13 protein-coding genes are annotated in these 17,633 nt (G+C 59.9%); 7 read left to right on the top strand and 6 right to left on the bottom strand.

What is annotated here, in order from left to right:
• Positions 1-124: 124 nt before the first annotated feature.
• The 6 genes from AC1DD5_RS09990 (at position 125) to AC1DD5_RS09965 (ending at position 6,555) form a co-directional block, all read left to right on the top strand.
• Positions 125-1,420, top strand: coding sequence for a cytochrome P450 (locus tag AC1DD5_RS09990; protein WP_477521319.1), 1,296 nt, complete (start codon positions 125-127; stop codon positions 1,418-1,420).
• Between the two features lie 30 nt (positions 1,421-1,450).
• Positions 1,451-1,774 (top strand): 2Fe-2S iron-sulfur cluster-binding protein, encoded by a 324-nt coding sequence (locus AC1DD5_RS09985; protein WP_477521318.1) that lies wholly within the window; start codon positions 1,451-1,453, stop codon positions 1,772-1,774.
• A gap of 15 nt (positions 1,775-1,789) precedes the next feature.
• Positions 1,790-3,031: an NAD(P)/FAD-dependent oxidoreductase gene (locus tag AC1DD5_RS09980; RefSeq protein WP_477521317.1), complete on the top strand. Its 1,242-nt coding sequence runs from the start codon at positions 1,790-1,792 to the stop codon at positions 3,029-3,031.
• A 19-nt stretch (positions 3,032-3,050) separates the two neighbouring features.
• Entirely contained in the window at positions 3,051-3,968 is a 918-nt protein-coding gene (locus tag AC1DD5_RS09975; protein WP_477521316.1) for a LysR family transcriptional regulator, read from the top strand.
• A 152-nt stretch (positions 3,969-4,120) separates the two neighbouring features.
• Entirely contained in the window at positions 4,121-5,152 is a 1,032-nt protein-coding gene (locus AC1DD5_RS09970; RefSeq protein ID WP_477521315.1) for a VOC family protein, read from the top strand.
• Positions 5,149-6,555 carry an MFS transporter gene (locus AC1DD5_RS09965; RefSeq protein WP_477521314.1) on the top strand — a complete coding sequence of 469 codons (1,407 nt, stop codon included), beginning with the start codon at positions 5,149-5,151 and terminating at the stop codon, positions 6,553-6,555. Before AC1DD5_RS09970 ends, AC1DD5_RS09965 begins: the two co-directional genes overlap by 4 nt.
• Before the next feature lie 24 nt (positions 6,556-6,579).
• Here AC1DD5_RS09965 and AC1DD5_RS09960 read toward each other — a convergent pair whose 3' ends face one another.
• From AC1DD5_RS09960 to AC1DD5_RS09940, 5 genes are all read right to left on the bottom strand, one after another.
• Complete coding sequence (locus AC1DD5_RS09960) at positions 6,580-7,491, bottom strand: carbohydrate ABC transporter permease (protein WP_477521313.1); 912 nt, start codon at positions 7,489-7,491, stop codon at positions 6,580-6,582.
• A gap of 31 nt (positions 7,492-7,522) precedes the next feature.
• Positions 7,523-8,458: a carbohydrate ABC transporter permease gene (locus AC1DD5_RS09955; protein WP_442015741.1), complete on the bottom strand. Its 936-nt coding sequence runs from the start codon at positions 8,456-8,458 to the stop codon at positions 7,523-7,525.
• A complete protein-coding gene (locus AC1DD5_RS09950) occupies positions 8,458-9,789 on the bottom strand; it encodes an ABC transporter substrate-binding protein (RefSeq protein ID WP_477521312.1) in 1,332 nt (443 codons plus the stop codon). The genes AC1DD5_RS09955 and AC1DD5_RS09950 overlap by 1 nt, the downstream gene beginning before the upstream one ends.
• A gap of 134 nt (positions 9,790-9,923) precedes the next feature.
• Positions 9,924-12,047: a beta-galactosidase gene (locus AC1DD5_RS09945; RefSeq protein WP_477521311.1), complete on the bottom strand. Its 2,124-nt coding sequence runs from the start codon at positions 12,045-12,047 to the stop codon at positions 9,924-9,926.
• A gap of 26 nt (positions 12,048-12,073) precedes the next feature.
• Entirely contained in the window at positions 12,074-14,245 is a 2,172-nt protein-coding gene (locus tag AC1DD5_RS09940; protein ID WP_477521310.1) for a hypothetical protein, read from the bottom strand.
• Positions 14,246-14,431: 186 nt separating this feature from the next.
• On the opposite strand from AC1DD5_RS09940, the gene AC1DD5_RS09935 reads away from it, so the two are divergent.
• Positions 14,432-15,025, top strand: coding sequence for a TetR/AcrR family transcriptional regulator (locus tag AC1DD5_RS09935; protein ID WP_477521309.1), 594 nt, complete (start codon positions 14,432-14,434; stop codon positions 15,023-15,025).
• Between the two features lie 57 nt (positions 15,026-15,082).
• Here the strand turns inward: AC1DD5_RS09935 and AC1DD5_RS09930 are convergent, their stop codons facing one another.
• Entirely contained in the window at positions 15,083-17,548 is a 2,466-nt protein-coding gene (locus AC1DD5_RS09930) for a glycoside hydrolase family 2 TIM barrel-domain containing protein (RefSeq protein ID WP_477521308.1), read from the bottom strand.
• Between the last annotated feature and the right edge of the window lie 85 nt (positions 17,549-17,633).

The following is a 17,633-nucleotide window of genomic DNA, read 5'->3' as shown; positions in this document are numbered from 1 at the left end:
TAAGAAATCGAATTACTTCTGCTGATATCCGCAGTTTACTGGAGAATCCTTTGCCGTGACACTGATTACACGACGACGTACCAGTAGCACTTGTTACAAAACGACGTGCCAGTAGGAGCAAGCCATGACGACACAAGCGGGCGAGTGCCCGTTCCACGGGAACTCAGTGATTACCCATACGACAGCAGACCCGGTTCGCGGCAGCGGGGGAGAGGAGCCTGCAACTGTTTCACCGAATGCCGCTGACTACCCGGTGGCTGATTGGGTTGACGTAGCGGCCCTTGCAACTAATCCATACCCGACTTATGCCCGGCTCCGGGCGGAGTCTCCGGTGGCGTGGGTTCCGCAGCTTAACAAGTTCCTGGTGACGAGTTACGCCGGTTGCCACACGGTTGAACAGGATCAGGAGCTGTTCAGCGCCAACGTTTCGGGTGCAACGATGACCCGGGCGATCGGCGCCCAGCCAATGTTGCGCAAAGACGACCCGGAGCACGCCGCAGACCGGGCGCCTGTAAATCCTGTTCTTCGTCCCAAGTCCATCAAGGAAGTCTGGGGACCGGTTTTTGAGCGTAACGCCGAGACCTACCTTCAGAAAGTCGCCGAGCTGGGGCCGGACGAAGCGGATCTGAACCGGGATTACGCAGCCCCCGTGGCATCGCAGAACCTTATTGACCTCTTGGGATTGAAGGACGTTTCCGTGGAGCAGGTGCGGCGCTGGTCTCACGACTTCATCGCCGGCATGGGAAATGTTCTGGATGATCAGTCGATCTGGGATCGGTGTGATGCCGCTACCGCGGAGGCTGATCGCTTGCTGGAGGAGCTCATCCCCTATTACCGGCAGAATCCGGACGCCTCGATGGTGTCCGCATTCGCTAACAGCGGCCTCCCCACCGCGAATGTTGCGGCCAACGTCAAACTGACCATTTCCGGTGGTATGAACGAGCCGCAGCATATGGTCACCAACATGGTGTGGGCGCTGAGCAATCACGTTGACCAGCGAGAGCAGGTCCTTGCTGATCCAGCTTTGTGGGCATCAGTGTTTGATGAGGCGGTCAGGTGGCAGTCACCGATCGGAATGTACCCCCGGGAAACGACACGGGAAACTGTCCTTGAAGGCGTCCGTATACCTGCCGGCGCCGGTATCGGCGTCGTCGTGGCATCTGCCAACCGCGACGAGGGCCACTTCGGCGCTTCAGCTGCAGAATTCGATATCAATCGGACCAAACGCCCCCACCTCGCCTTCGGCAGCAGCGTCCACCTCTGCGCCGGTCACTGGGCGGCGAAGACCTCCATTGGCCAGATCGCCGTGCCGATGGCCTACGAGCGCTTTCCGGGCCTGCGCGTGGACCAGCGACGGAGTGAAAGCTGGGATGGCTGGGTCTTCCGCGGACTGACCAGCCTGCCCGTCACCTGGAACTAACCCAACTACCCATTACCAAAAGGAGCAACGATGCCCAGCGTCACCTACACCCAGCCCAACGGCACCCAACAAACCCTCCAAGTCGAGGCAGGCACTACCCTGATGCGTGCTGCTGTCAACAACGGCGTCGACGGCATCATCGGCGAATGTGGAGGCCAGGCCATGTGCGCCACCTGCCACGTCTACGTCCGCCCGGAATATGTGCAAGCGCTCCCGGACATCAGCGATGACGAAGACGAAATGCTGGACTGCGCCACGGCCGAGAGGACGGACAGCTCCCGGCTCGCCTGCCAGATCCAACTCAACGCGGAGCTCTCGGAGATTGTCGTGGACATCCCGGTCGGCCAACTCTAGAACGGGGACAGTGATATGAGCGTTGTCATCATTGGTGCCGGACAGGCCGGCCTGCAGCTCGCCGACTCTCTGCGGACAGAAGGATACGACGGCAAGATTGACGTGATAGGCGAGGAATTCGGTGTGCCCTATCAGCGCCCCCCTCTGTCAAAGGACTACCTCGCTCCGGGTAAGGAAGCAGCTCCCTTGCCGTTGCGCGGCCCATCCTTCTTCCTCGATAAGCACATCACGCTTCATGCAGGGGTTCGGGCACTGACTGTTGACCGGCCTGAACGCACGGTGAAAACCACTGAAGGGATGCTCGAATACGACCACCTCGTTTTCGCAACCGGCGCCAGAAACAGGATGCTGAGCTGCCCGGGCGCCCTCCTGCCCGGCGTCCATGGTCTAAAAACACTCTCGGATGCAGAGGCATTGCACATGGCGCTGCCCGCGGCCCGCAACATCGTGATCATCGGTGCCGGATTTATCGGACTCGAATTCGCGGCGGCAGCCTTGGCACACGGATGCAACGTCACAGTCCTGGAATTCGCTCCCCGTCCAATGGGACGAGCGCTGACTCCCGTCATGAGCGAATGGTTCGCAGGCGCCCTTCGCTCCCAAGGCATAAGCCTGCGCCTCAATGAAGGAATTGAGTGCTTCGAGCCTGGAACTGATGGCCGGGTAGCAGCCGCAATCTCCACCTCAGGGGCTTCCTACCCAGCAGATCTCGTCCTCGTCGGCATTGGCGTACAGCCCAACGACACCTTGGCTCGCGACAGCGGAATCGAAACAAGCAACGGAATCGTCGTCGATGAAACACTCCGCACAGCAGACCCCGCTATTCTGGCAATCGGCGACTGCGCCAATTTCCCCAGTGCACATGCCGTGGGCAGTCTCCGCCTGGAGTCCGTCCAAAACGCCACAGACCAAGCACGTCATGCGGCACGTGCAATCCTGGGGGCTGAAAGCCCCTATACGGCACTGCCGTGGTTCTGGTCCACGCAAGGCCCATACAAGCTACAGATGGCAGGCATCCCACAACCGGATGACGACGTCCTGATCATGGGCAACCCGAGCGAAGCAAAGTTCTCCGTCCTCTGCTTCAGGGAGGGCATCCTCGCGGCTGTGGAATCGGTCAACAACGCCGCAGACCATATGGCGGCCCGCAAACTACTCTCTTCAGGCATCGCCATCACCCGTACCCTAGTGGAAAGCGAGGGCTTCACCCTCAAGGCTGCCACCAGGGAGGTATCGCTTGTCAGCCCAGTCCCCTAATGGATGGACCCCCACCGGGATGGACCTGAATCTGTTGATGCCCCTGCGTGTGTTGCTGGAGGAGCGCAACGTCAGCGCGGCCGCTCTTCGGTTGAATGTCAGTCAGCCCACCGCTTCCACATTTCTTGCCAAGCTTCGTCGGTACTTTGATGACCCTCTGCTGGTGCGGGAAGGCAATATCTACAGATTGTCCCCTCTGGCAATGCGCTTGAAGGAAGAGCTACCGGGCGCCCTGCGGTCTCTCGAACAGATCATGAGGGCCAAATCGGAGTTCAATCCTTCCACCAGCGATCACGAATTCACCATTTTGGCCACGGACTATGCCAGTTGGCGCGTCGGCACCCAGCTGCTTCCCCGACTTGAGTCCTTGGCTCCGGGGATCAAGATCAGGTTCGACCATGTCCTTCCCGCCCACGTCGACGGCGCGCCCGAATCCCTCAAAGATGTGGATGGCATGCTGCTGCCGCACGGCTACCTCGCCCAACAGCCCTACTTGGACGTCCTCCTTGACGATTGGACATGCTTGGTCGCCAGCGACAACCCGCACTTGGGGGAGCGCCCTTCACGGGAAGAACTTCTGGCGATGCCCTGGATCATGACCATCAGTGGCAGGGGAGCGTTTACTCCCGCCGCACGGCAACTTCAGATAGCCGGGATCGACCCAGTGGTAAGCACCATTACCCCAAATTTCTTCGTCATTCCTTCCCTGATTGAAGGATCCAACAAGGCCGCCTTGATGCCCGGGGCGTTAGCCCGGAGGGCAGTCCAAAGCTCAAGCCGACTCCGCCTTGTGGACCCTCCTATCCCTCTGTCTGCGCTTTCAGAGGCCTTCTGGTGGCACCGGGACCGAGAACACGAGCCCGCGCACCGCTGGTTCCGCCAGCAGTTGGAACTGGCCTGTGCGCCGCTGCTTCGAGCGCCCTCGGAAGAGTTTTAACACCGCTCAAGGCAGACCTTCCACTATCTGATTTTCCAATAGCTCCTATTGGAAAATCCCGCTTCCCAATAGTTATGACCCAACTCACACTGAAATAGCCGGCAGATAACAAGCAATGGAAATTTGATACGGCTTTACAGAAAGGATCGACGATGATCCACCTCCTCTCACATCTTTCCCACATCGAGATTTTCGCGAGCGATCTCGAGGAATCCGTCCGCTATTACGAAGAGCAGGTTGGTCTTCGTGTCGTGGACCGTGCAAACGGCAAGGTGTATCTCCGTTGTTGGGGTGACTACTACGCGTACAGCGTGGTCTTGACTCCCGGAAATGAGCCTGGAATGGTCTCGATGGCCTGGCGCACGTCAAGCGACGAGGCACTTCAGGAAGCTGCCCGCCGGCTTGACGCCACCGAGTACGCCGGAAAATGGAAGGATGCAGGAGAAGGCCTCGGGCGCTCCTACGTCTTTACCGGACCGTACGGCCACACAATGCAGCTTTTCTGGGAAGTCGACCTGTACAAAGGCGAAGGCGAATTCGCTTCGACATACCCCGATCGGCCTTCGAAAAGAAGCAACCAAGGCATCGCGCCCCGCCAACTGGACCACGTCACGATCGCCGCTTCCGATGTTGAGGGATTTGCCACGTGGTACAACGAGACGCTGGGCTTCCGCATCATGGCCTTCGCAGGCTTGGAGCACCCGGACATCACTTTCTTTGGGGTCCTGACCACCAACGAGAAGTCACACGATCTGGGAATTCTGCTCGATGCTTCCGACCGTCCCGGTCGCATTCATCACTACGCCTTCTGGGTGGATAACCAGGCTGAGCTGGCCCGCGCGGCGGACCTCCTCATCGAGGACGGCACACCTATGGAGTTCGGTCCAGGCATTCACGGTATCGGTGAGCAGGATTACCTGTACTTCCGGGAGGCTAGCGGCCTACGTATTGAGGTCAATACCGGCGGATACCGTAACTACGTGCCTGACTGGAAGCCAAACCGCTGGACCCCTGCCCTCGGGGCGAACGATCTCTACCGGAACAGGGAACTGCCGCAGTCGATGCTGGAGGCCTTCCCGCCCGCAGCCGCACCGACCGCTACCGAGCAGGGTCTCGTTCCCGGCACCGAAGCCGAACTTATCGAACAAGCGGCGCTGCGAACAGAGAGGTTCATTGGATCATGACCGCATTCCCGGAATCAAAGCAGAGTTTGTCCTCTTTCACTGACTCCGTCGGCCTTACCTGGCGCCATTGGGCCTACTTCACACTCATTACGCTCGTCCTCCTGGCAGACGGGATGGAAGTTACGATTATCAGCCACACCTTCCCTTCGCTTGTGAAGGAGTGGGGTGTCTCTGTGGGCGGCGGTATCACCCTCATCGTGACTGCTGGCTTCATCACTATGGGAATCGGCGCGATCATCGCCGGACGTCTTGCTGATGTGCTGGGAAGAAAGACAGTGTTGACCAGCGCCGCCGGCCTCTTCTCCATCGCAACGACGCTAGGGGCAACATCCCCGGATTTCACCGCTTTCACCATGTGGCGGCTCGTGGCTTGCTTCGGCATCGGCGCCGTAATGCCAACCGGCGTCACTCTCCTTGCTGATCTGGTTCCAGCCAGGCGGCGCGGGGCAATGGTTGCGGCAGCATATGCGGGCGTAGGACTGGGAACGACGGTTGGTGCAGCACTCGCCGGCCTGCTGATACCCGGTGGCGGTTGGAGGGCGCTTCTCGTTGCAGGCGGCCTTGCCCCGGTCCTCATCATCATTATGCTTGCATTCCTCGTGCCCGAACCGCCTGCTTTCCATGCCGCCCGTGGGGCGACTGAGAGAGCGAAACAGGGACTGGCGCGCCTTGTTCCGAAGGTTGATCTCGCACATGTCGATCTGACGCCACCGGCAAAGGGAGACACTAAGGAAGCCCTTAAAGTCGTTGTCTCCAAACGCTTTGCCGTCACGACCATACTCCTCTGGGTCTTCGGGTTCTTCTCGCTCGGTACGCAGTTGCTGATCGCCCAGTATCTTCCGACGCTCCTCCAGCAGCCCGTCCCCGGCCTCAACACGGTGCAGAGCAGCACCATCGTAGGTGCATATGGATTCTCCAGCGTTCTTGGTGGACTGGTCCTTGGGGCCATTTTGACCAAGGTATCCCGATACTTGACCATTGGCCTCGTCCTTGGAATGTCCGTAGCAATGACCCTGGTCATCGCTCTTGTACCGAGTCCCGGGTTTTCCACGTTGTTGCCGCTCTTCACGATCGCCGGCTTCATCCTGCCGACAGGCTTCGGCCCTACACGCAACATCCTCGCCACTGCTGCTTACCCGACGGCGGTCCGCGGCACCGGCGTCGGAATGACAGAACTCGGAGCACGCCTTGGTTCGGCCGCCGGAGGAGCGGCCGGCGGCACCCTGATAGGTGCCGGACTGAGTCTCTCGGCCATTTTCCTCGCGCTCCTTGTACCTCTCGCAGTCCTGCTTGGCGCTCTCGTCGGCTTGAGAGCCGAAGCGAAACGAACGGGAGAAACCGGGGCGGAGGCCTCCGAAGAAGTAGCCGGTCCGGTCCTTGCCGCACCTACCGTTGCCAACTGACGCCGTCGTCGTTTCCTGCTTTGATTATTTGATGGCGCCTGCCCCGATTCCTTTGACGATGTGCCGCTGCGCCAGCAGATAGAAGATTATGACAGGAACAATCGATATCGCAGTTGCCGCCAGGAGGATTTGTTGTTGCGGTGTTTCTGCCGAATCGAAGCTGGTCAGGCCTCGCTGTATGGGCATGAGTGAATTGTCATCGAAGAGAACGAGGGCCATGAGGTACTCGTTCCATGCGGCCAGTCCCTGGATTACAGCTACTGCCGCCAGGCCCGGCTTGGCCAAGGGGAGGATAACGCTGGCGAAGATCCTGAGGGAGGAAGCGCCATCAAGAGCGGCCGCTTCCTCTAGATCCTTGGGCTGGCTGGCGAAGAAGCTGCGCATGATCAACGTGGCCATGGGAACACCTGAAGTGATGAGGATCAGGACGTAACCTACCCGGCTGTTGGTGAGCCCGAGGTCGGTCAGTAGACGGTATTGGGCGAGGAACATAGCAGGGGCCGGGATAATCATGACGGCGAGAATCACCACTGTGAAGATGCTCTTGCCCCGGAACTCCATGCGGGCAAGCGCGTAGCCGGCCATGCTCGATGCCACGAGAATCCCCGCGACCGCGGTCAGCGTGTACGTAATGCTGTTGAGCAGGTACATTCCGAGGTCGCCCTGCACCCATGCCGTGACGTAATTTTCCCAATGCGCTTCAAGGGGCACGAGGCTTTTTCCTGCAAGCAACTCCTCCAGCGATTGGAGGGAGCCGGAAACCATCCACAGGAGGGGGAAGAGCGCTATGAGCGCAGCAACTATCAGCAGGCCGTACAGACCGATTTTGTCAGGCCGGATTCGACTCCTCCGGACGCGCACGCGATGATCCTGCAGTGCAGTTGCGTCAGAAATGCGGGTTCGATGTTCGGCGACTTCGGTGTTCTTCACTGACATCAGAGGCTTCTTTCGACTGATTGATGTGTCCTCATGCCCGAGACCGCCTGGTTGAGACGGCAAGCTGAATCAGAGAGAGCAGCACGAGGGCACCGCCGAAGACAACCGACATGGCGGCAGCGCTGCCGTACTCGTGGTTTGTAAAGGCTTCAGCATAAATTTGAAGGGTCGGAACCATGGTGTGATAGCCCGGTCCTCCGTTCGTCAGCACCTGGACGGTGCCAAAGACCTGCAGTGCCGCCAGAAGGGTGAGCAAGCTGACGATGGTAGTGACAGGCGCAAGCTGCGGCCAGGTGATGTACCGGAATTTCGACCACGCCCTTGCCCCGTCCAGTTCCGCAGCTTCGTAAAGTTCGGAGGGAATGTCCTGCAGTCCTGCGAGGAAAAGCAGGAATCCGAAGCCCCAATGGAACCAGATGAACACCGCAATGACCGATGGCAACGCAAGGGCAGGATCGCCGAGCCAGTTCTGCTGGAAGGCGCCGAGTCCCACGATCTCGAGCAAACGATTGAGGACTCCGGATTGCGGTGAGAAGAGCGACGTAAAGATCAAACCAACGACGACGACCGAGAGGACTCCGGGAAGATAGAAGACTGTCCGGAAGAAGGTTTTTCCTCGTACCACTTTGTTCACTGCCACGGCCATGGCGATCGCGAGACCGTTACCGATGAAGAAACCGACCAGAGCGAAGACTGCGACGTTTTGCATCGATGCCCAGAACGCTTCGTTCTTGAACACTGACTCGTAATTCTTCCAGCCGATAAAGGGCGTGTCCGGGCTGACACCGTCCCAGCTCTGGAAACTGAGCAGGATGGCTTGGGCGAACGGAGTGATGGTGAACGTAGCGATCAGAACGATTGCGGGGGAGAGGAACAATAGCCCGAGCAGCGTCTTTCGCGCGCTGCCTCTGCGTCGCGGCGCCCCGAAGGAGCGCCGCGAGGCAGATGTTGCGAGTTGGGGGGACATCAGCTCTTATCCTGGGCAGCCTGCAGGTCATCCAGGACCTGGTCGATCGTAAGCTCGCCGAGGACAAGGCCCTGTGCATCCCGAATGATAGCGGTGTTCACGTTGGTCTTGATGGTGTTCGGCAGAACCTGCATGTCCTTAACACCTGCCCCGAATCCGGAAAGTTGGGGCGAAAGTGTCCCGCTTGCCAGCAGCTCAGGGTTCGATGGCATGATGTGACCCACTTCAGCGAAAACCTTCTGCTGTGCAGGGGCAGTAAGCCACTTGACGAACTCAAGCGCTTCCTTTGGGTGCTTGCCCTTCGGGTTGATGACTGCGCCCTTTCCCGGAAGGCCCGGTGAACGGGGTGCAAGTTTGCCGTTGGCGGCCGGCGGAACGGTCAAAGAGATGAAGCTGTTGTAGTCGGGGGCCGTCTTGAATCCGACCGAGACGCCAGGGGAGGCGTCGAAAATGGCGCCGACTTCATGCTTGCTGAAGAATGATCCTTCCACGGTGGGGTTGTCATTTTGGCCGCCTGTCAGGGAGCCGTTGGCAATAACGCCGGCCTTTTTCAAATCCACGAGCAGTTGGAAGGCATTGCGCCACCCGTCGGACTTCCAGCTGGCCTTACCGTCAAACGTCGCGGAGATCTCGTCGTCCGTCAGCCAGTTTGAGGCGAAACCCTGGATCAGCTGGGGCGTCAGCGAGGCGGCGACAGAGAAGGTACCCTGGCCGTTCTTGCTGGCCGCGGCGAGCTTTGAGATGAGTTCGCTGGACGTCTTTGGCAGGGCCCCGGGGTCGATGCCGGTCGCCGCCGTGTCCAGAAGGAGCCCATACGTCTGGGTTTCCCAATGCGCCGTATAGATTCCGGCGGGAACACCCAGGTTGTTCCCATCTGCGAACGTGGACATCTTGATCACGGCGGGGCTGAAGTTCTTACCCCAGTCTCCCTGCAACTCGGATTCAAGGTTCATCGCCCAGCCGGCTTTGTAGAAGGGCGCCATGTCCGTGGCATTGAAAGAGGAGTAGATATCAGGCATCGATTTTGACTGTGCTTTTGCCTGCAGCTTGGGCAGATAGTCTGTCGGGCCGGGCGAATCAACGGTGATTTTGATGCCCTTCTCCCTGGAGTACTGCTCCGCTAGCTGATTCAGGGCCGCTTCCTGTCCACGGGATTGGTTAAGGAAGGTCAACTCAACGGCACCAGAGCTGTCACCGGACGCGCTCGTTGAACCGCCGCCGGCGGAACAGCCCTGGAGGAAGAGTGAAGCGGCTACTGCGACGGCGCCGACGGTAACAGCCCGACGTCGGACAGCTGCCGGACTTGCTGGGGTACTGCTGTTTTTACGCATGGATTCTCACCTTTGAAAAGGACGTAAGGATTTGGGGGAGTTCTTAGTCTGTGGTTCATGGAAGGAGTCAAGGTTGCCCTGCAGGCGCGGAGGTGCCGGGCCTGCAGAATGGCGGACCGGGCGGACAGCTAATTTCATAGGCACGTTGGTTGCTCCCCCAGGGCGGAAGATGGTTCGACGTAGGCCCTGGATGTGTTTTCCTGGTGCTCGATGACCGCCACACCTTGCGGTTCAAGGACCATTCCAGCTGTCGGGCTTCCGCTTAGCAGGTCTCTGCCTCTGGCCGTAAGAGATACAGGAACGCAGCCATGGTTGATCACGAAGCTCACTTCGCCGCGCCGGACGGTCTCAACCCATCCTTCTCCGTCGGGTATCTCCATAGCCGCGTTGAATGCGATCCCTGCCTCGGCGAGCAGTGTGTGGACCAGATTCGTCATCGCGCGGGGTTCCAGACGGGTGGCCAAATACCACGCTGCGCCGTTCCCCGTGGATCGACGCGTGAGGGCAGGCATTCCCTCAAGGTGGCCTTGTCCGAAGTGCGCCTTGACCTCTGCGTCGAGGATTCGTACCGCTTCACTCCATCCAAGACCCGTGGCGCGGCCGCCGGGAAATACCTCACCGAGAACTTCTACAGTTGGAGGGATGGTCGCGTCCGGCCGAACCGGGATGGAGCCGGGTCGCTGCCATGCAGCCGCAAGGGGTACGAACTCTTCGATCCACACCCCCAGGGTCTGCTGCAGCTTGCCAAGATAGCCGTTCAGCCGGACATGCAGGGACTCATCGAGGATCGCCGATTGGGCTGTGACGAAAACGGTCGATCCGGAGTTGGCGGCCTTGTCCAGAGCGTCAAGTTGGGCGTCTGTTGCTACGAGGAGGTTGGGGACGATGATGAGGGGATATGCGGCGAGGTCCTCATCGCCGCGAACGAAATCGACCACAATGCCGGCCCTTGTCATGGCTGTGTGCCAAGGAGCTACGAGGGCGAGATAGCTGGATTCGACTGGTTGCCCGCGCTGCTCCAAGGCCCACCAACTGTTCCAATCGAAAACGATCGCCGCCTGGGCGGGGACGTGTTTGCCCATGAGGTGGGGGAGCCTGTCCAGCTCGTGCCCGAGCTGGGCTACTTCGCGCCAGATGCGGGTGTCGGTGCCGGAATGGGGCAGCATCGCCGAATGGAATTTCTCTGCGCCCACTCCGGACTGGCGCCACTGGAAGAAGAGTATTCCGTCGGCTCCGCGGGCCATGGCCTGGTAGGACAATGCCCGCATCTGCCCTGGCGCCTTGGGGGCGTTCTCTGGCCGGGTGATAACAGCACCAGTGGATTGTTCCATCAGGATCCACGGCTTGCCCCTGCCCAAGGACCGCATAAGGTCGCGCGCCATGGCTGCGCCGAGGGGCGCGTCAGGGTCTGCAGGATCGGGGTACAGATCATCCGAAATGACATCGACGTGTTGCGCCCATTGCCAGTAGTCCGCACCGCGGAAGACACCCATGAAGTTGGTGGTCACAGGTATGTCCGGCGTTACTTCGCGCAGTATGGCTTTCTCGGCAAGGAAGCAGCCGAGCAGTTCGTCAGAGCTGAAGCGGTCAAAGTCGAGCAGTTGGGTGGGGTTTGCGAAGGCTGCTGTCGTCCGCGGAGGCAAGACCTCGGCGAAGGACCCGTAGCGCTGGGACCAGAAGGCTGTACCCCAAGCATGGTTGAGTCCGTCGACGTCGACGTATTTCTTTTCAAGCCAGCGTCGGAAAGCTGCCGCCGATTCGTCGCAATAGCAGCGGGCCACATGGCATCCGTACTCGTTGTTGATATGCCATAGGGCCAGCGCGGGATGCTGACCATATCGCTCGGCAAGCTTTCGTGCGAGCCGTCCCGCGGCTGAACGGTAAGCTGGCGAGCTCGGGCAGTATGTCTGGCGTGAGCCCGGGGCCAAGCGGACGCCGTCGGCTGTCACCGGAAGTGACTCGGGATAGGCCAAGGAAAACCATGGCGGAGGCGAAGCCGTCGCCGTTGCAAGATCGACGCGGATGTTCCCGGTGTGGAGATTGTCCAAGGTCCGGTCGAGCCACTCGAAATCGTACTGGTTCTCTTTCGGCTCCAGCATGGCCCAGGAGAAAACGCCAACAGTTGCGAGATTGACTCCTGCAGCCTTCATCAGGCGAACGTCTTCAGGCCATATCGATTCGGGCCACTGTTCGGGGTTGTAGTCACCGCCGTACCACGGGGTGGTGGAGAACGCGGAGCGCATAGCTGCCTCTCTCATTGGTGATGGAAGGAAAAAGCGTGGTTCTAGCGGCTTGAATGGGGGGAAACGGCGTATCCGCTGAAGCGGGGCAGAGTGTTGAAACCCTCGACGGCGAGTCGCCAACCTGCTGGGAGTGCTGCTCCACGTTCAACGGCAAGGGCCAGATGGGCTATCGCAGCCAGGAGGCCACCGTTGGCAGGAAGGTAAAGAGTGAGGAAGCCTGGGATCTGGGGATTGTGCCCATTGACGAGGAACTGGTTCTTCGGCGACGGCAGAAGCAGTGCCTGAATCGCCTTCTCCATGTCTCCCAGCCGTGCTGCCGACATCGACATGACGGGATAGTCCCATCCCCAGGTGGATTGAAGGTCCCAATTGAGCCACACGGAGTCAAGGGTTGCGCGCATGGCCCCGGGATCAATAATGTCCGTGTCGGGCAACCAGCCAAGGGCCATCAGCATGGAGGGATGGTCTTTGCGCAGCAGGTAAGGCGGAGTCGCCAAGGCAGCGTATGTTCCGTCGGGCATCAACCGGGGTTGATGCATGCGGCGGCCGACAACGTCCCAGTCCTCACGTACCGGTAGGTTCAGCCGTTGCCGCCATTCATTGGCAACATTCAGCGCCCAGGACCAGTAGGCGAGTTCGAAGGTGGGATCTGTGTTTGTAGCCCGGTCAACGAGGTAGCTTTCCTGGGCAGGGATAAGCGGCGGTGGCAGGATAAAGGTTCCGTCGTGCTCTTCAACGAAGTCGGCCATGAAGTCCGCTGTCGCTTCAACAAGCCTGTAATGCTCCTCGAGGAATCCTTGTTCGCGGCCCTCGCTGTACAGAAGTTCGAGCAGGTGGATCAAGTGTGGCTGCTGCCATATGAGGAACACGCCGATATGACTGGGCGATTCCCGGGCTGACGGGTCTGTTTGCTTCGGCCAACGGGCACCCTTGTATCCTTGGCGGCTGGCCGTTTCCTGGGCAGCCGGGAGGGCTGTGTGGTACCAGCCGAGGCTACGTTCAAGGAGTGCCCCGCGCCCCCACAACGGGAAGTGGGCGCCATGCCACCAATGCATTTCGAGGTGGAACTTCCCGCACCAGGTGTTGTAACTCAACCCTGTTTCTGCAGGTGGCGTCCCTCCAGCGCTGTTCACCGCGAGGAGGTATTGGGACAACACAACCCGCCGTTCAAGCTCCGTGGCGCGTGCGTCGGTGCTTCCGTCGAAGCTAACTGCGGCACCGCTCAGCCAAAAGTCCTCCCATGCAGAAGCGGCGGCTGTACTGACAGCCTCAAAAGAGTGTGGAGAGTCCGCCGGTTGAGGCCCCGGAACGGACCTTAGGGTAACGACGACTTCGAGCTCGTCCTCAGTGGTGACCGCCATCACGCGGGTCCCGCCGTCGAGCAGGCATAACGTACCTGTTGTCTCCACCCGAACTTCGTAGGTTGTGGATTCCACAACTCTGCGGGCCAGCCATGTCCCGGGTGATGTCTCTTCCCAACACACGCTCTCGGCCAGCGGGAGTTCGAACGGGGCCAAGTCATCGCGCTGGGGGTCGAAAATCCAGGACACCGCCAGTCCGCTTCGCAGCAGTTCTGATCTGATTCTCGTGGCGAAACATTGTTCGGTGGGATGCGCCGTGGTGGCTACTTCGACGGGTACGCCCTGGAGCTGATAACCGGCACTTACTGTGCCAGACCACAAGTCGAGTTCAGTGTGTGCGCCCTCCAGTTCGTTCGGATGGCCAATCCGGGGACCTGCCTCGGTTGCGTCCAGCGCGAGGCGGCCCAGATGCATCCTTCTGGGGTTGAAGGCGAACCAAGCACTTGCCGTCAGTTCGCCGGGAATCGGGTCGGCGGCGCGCTGTAGCCCCATTCGGTCCAGGTAGGGTACCGGGCCCCTGGAGGTTTGGTGCATGGTGGTGGCATCTTCCAGAGAAAACTCCTGTCCGCTTCGGGTGCTGTACCAGCCCCAGCTCGATTGAGTGCGAAGGGGGATTTGGAAGTCGTCCACGTTAAAGCGCCGTACCTGCTGTTCAGGCAAACCCCTACTGCCATCATCGGCAATCCGCAGTGGATCGGGACGGAGTTCGTGAAACGCCGGAAAAGTCTGCAGACCGGAAATGTCCACAGTCATCGCGACATCGCCGTTGCCCACGCTCAGCGTGTTGGTAGCGTGCGCCTGTGTGAGGACGGGATTATGACGGCACACAGTGCTGCGCCGGTTGATTTTCATGCGCGTACCCCATGCAGGCCGTCAGAGAACATCTGGCTAGGGCGTGTCACTTTAAGGGGTTGACGGTGTTTGGGCATCTTTGCCTCCTCGACGCTTTGACCCGAATTCTGAGTCAACTATAATTTCTGTTTAGAGGATAGCGTTAAGGTTTGAAACGAATCAATAGTTTTCACGAAGGGACTTGATGTGGCGGAAAAGCGGGGGGAGTACGCAAAGTCGAACAAGCGCCGGGAAGCGCTCAGCGCGGCGGCGCTGAATCTTGTGCAGGCGAAGGGGCATCGGAATGTCACGGTCTCCGAGGTCGCCCAAATGGCCGGGGCCAGCGAGCCGACGGTGTTCTACCATTTCCCCACCAAGGAAAGTCTGTGGATCTCGGCCTTGAAGCAGTTTGACGACGAGAACATTCGCAGCGTTGGTCATGAGGCCGGAGCTATCGCTGATATGGGCCATCGCGCGGAAGTAGGTGTTCGCCGCCCCCACATCCCGCTTCTTTATGCGGAAATGGCGGGCGCCGCCGTCGATCGGGAAAACCCTGCGAACCCCTACTTCCAGGAGCGATTGGCCCGATCCCTGCAGGTCATAGCGACCGACATTGAACGCCTGCAGGACGAAGGCAAGGTGCCGGCCGACATAGATGCGCACGTGGCAGCCCGCGTTCTCCTAGCGTGCTGGGAAGGTTTGCAATTCCAGTGGCAGCACGGACCCGAGTTCGACATCCGAGCCCATTTGGAATGGAACATCCGGGCAGTCCTGGGTCCTGACGCATTGACCCCGCCGTGATGGCTTCCAGCAGCGGCGGGGTCAGTACGTCAATTGACAAGATTGGTAGAACCGCACTCAGTGCACCAGGGCATCCACCAGGCGGTCCACGGCTGTGACAGTGATCGTGGCCGTTTGGTTCGCGCCTTTCACGGTGACGGTGATTTCACCTGCTCCGGTGGGGCGCACGATTGCCAGCGCCCTTCCCTCGTAGGTGTTGCAGGCGTCTGAGCGGAAGGAATCCTGTGACTGCGGGTTCCCATTGCCGAAACCTTGCAACACGCCGTCGCCTTCCACCGCGACAGAGAAGGACTCCGCCCCCTGCCTGAAAACACGGCCCGCATCGTCTTCCAGGGATATGTCGACGAACGCGAGATCGCTATCGGAGGCGTCGATGATAGAACGATCGGTTTGTACCCGGAGCGTGGGCAAGCCCTCCGGAGTCGAGAGACTCCATCTTCCCTCCGATCCGTCGGCATTTCGGGCAATAGCCGCTACCTCGCCAGCGGCGAATTCGGTTTCGAAGATCGCCTTGAACCCGTTCGCGGGGCCTGCCGGGCGGACTCCTGCACTCTTGCCGTTGACCTGCAGTTCCACCTCAGGCGCTGCGCTGTAAACCTCGATGCGCATCGGTGCTCCCTCGGCAACATCCCAATCCCATGTTGCAACTGCGTCGCTGAAAGACCATTGAGTGGGGCGTGCCTCCCGCGTGAAATTTTCGGGGGGATGCACTGCGATGTAGGGCTCGGCCCTGAGACCGAACACAATTTCACGAAAGTAGGAAACAGGCCGGCGATGTCCGGTAATGTCGATGTCCCCGCACCACGCGGTCCGCCACGGGAATGGTGCGCCGAAGGATTGGGGTCCTTCGTCAGCGTAGTTGACGCGTCCTATACCGGCCTCGCCCAGGTAGTCCCATCCGGTCCAGGTGAAGTCGCCGATGAGATGAGGGTGCTGTTCAATGGCCACCCAGTTCTCACTGATCTTCGCAGGGAAAGTCTCGGTCCCCACTATGAGGCGGTTCGGGAACAGCTCACGGTCCAGCTCGTACCTGCTCTCTCCATAGTTGAGTCCGGCAACGTCGACTACCGCAAAAGACTCCTCAGTGCTGTTGGTGACCAGGTCCGACGTCGCGATGTCCTTCATCAAATCGCCCATCTGATTCATGGCTGAGTTGACGCCACCCTCCATGTTCCTGCCCGCCTCGGCGAGGCGGTGGATGACGGAGACCATCGGATTCATGCCGTTCGTGGTGAAGCGGGTGGGATCCAACTGACGGATCTTCTCAGTGATGCGCCTGCCCCACACGGCGCCCAGGGAGTTTCCGGTCTCGGGAATTTCATTCCCGATCGAATACATGATGACGCTGGGGTGGTTGGCGTCTTTGAGCACCATCGCTTCGACGTCCCGCTCCCACCAGTCAGCGAATCGCAGTGAATAGTCAAAGGATGATTTGGACTCGGTCCAAACGTCGAAGGCCTCATCGATGACAAGTAGCCCTAGACGGTCGCAAGCGTCGAGCATTGCGGGGCTAAGAGGGTTATGGCTACTGCGGATGGCGTTGAATCCGGCCTTCTTGAGCAGCTCGACGCGGCGTTCTTCTGCCCTGCGGATGGTGGCTGCGCCGAGGGGTCCGTTGTCATGGTGAATGCACGCGCCCCGCAGTTTAACGGTCCGTCCGTTCAGGCGCAGGCCGTGCGCGGTATCCAGCTGCAGAGTGCGGAAGCCAAACGCAGTGGTGGAAAGCTCAAGCTCATCGCCGCCGTCGAAGACGCGCGTCACCGCCGTATAGAGGTTCGGATGGTTAACGTCCCACAGCATCGGCTTCTCAATGGTCAGACGTTGACGCAGCACTGCGGGCTCAGCGGGAAGGACAGTTATGGGTGCCTCCGTGTGAGCGACCAAAGCTTGTTCTTGATCGAGGATGTCAACGCGGACCCGCACTGTTCGTGGTCGGGTCCCGGAGTTCCGCAGCGTCGTCGCTACGGCTGCGACGCCCAAGTCAGCATCGAGGTCAGGGGTGGTGATCTGGACGCCCGCGTAGTCGAGATGGACCTCGCCGGCAACAGTGAGCCAGACATCACGGTAAATGCCCGCGCCACTGTACCAGCGGGAGTCCTCGTGTGCGCGTGCCTCAACCCGGATAACATTTCGTTCCCCGTGGCGTAAGTGCGGGGTCATGTCTACCCGGAAACCGGAGTAGCCGTAAGGGCGTTGGGCTACAAAGTCATCATTAACAAAAACCATCGCGTCCCGGTAGACGCCTTCAAAGTCGACGGCGACGTGGCGGCCGCTCCACTCGGATGGCACATCGAACTCCTTCGAGTACGCGAACGCACCCCCGGGGACGTAGCCTGTATTCGACCCGTTATCGCTGGGAATCCGCACCGATCCCACGAGTGCGTCGTGGGGTAGGCGGACGGATTCCGGTGACGCCTGGCCGGGGCGCAGCTCCGAGAAGAAGCCGATTTTGGGGCGAACGGACCACCCGCTGTTGAAGGAAACGCGTGTGGGCTGCCTGTATTCCATGAGGTCCTTCGTCATAGTCTCTTCCAGTCTGTCTTGTGTGTTCCATGGACGGGCTTCCCGCGGTTGCGCATGCAACAGCCGCTGCAGAGGCCGGAATACG

It is taken from the genome of Paenarthrobacter sp. 10L420 (genome assembly GCF_056395385.1).
Note: the sequence above shows the minus strand (reverse complement) of the source record. Positions and strands in the feature narration are given on the sequence as shown.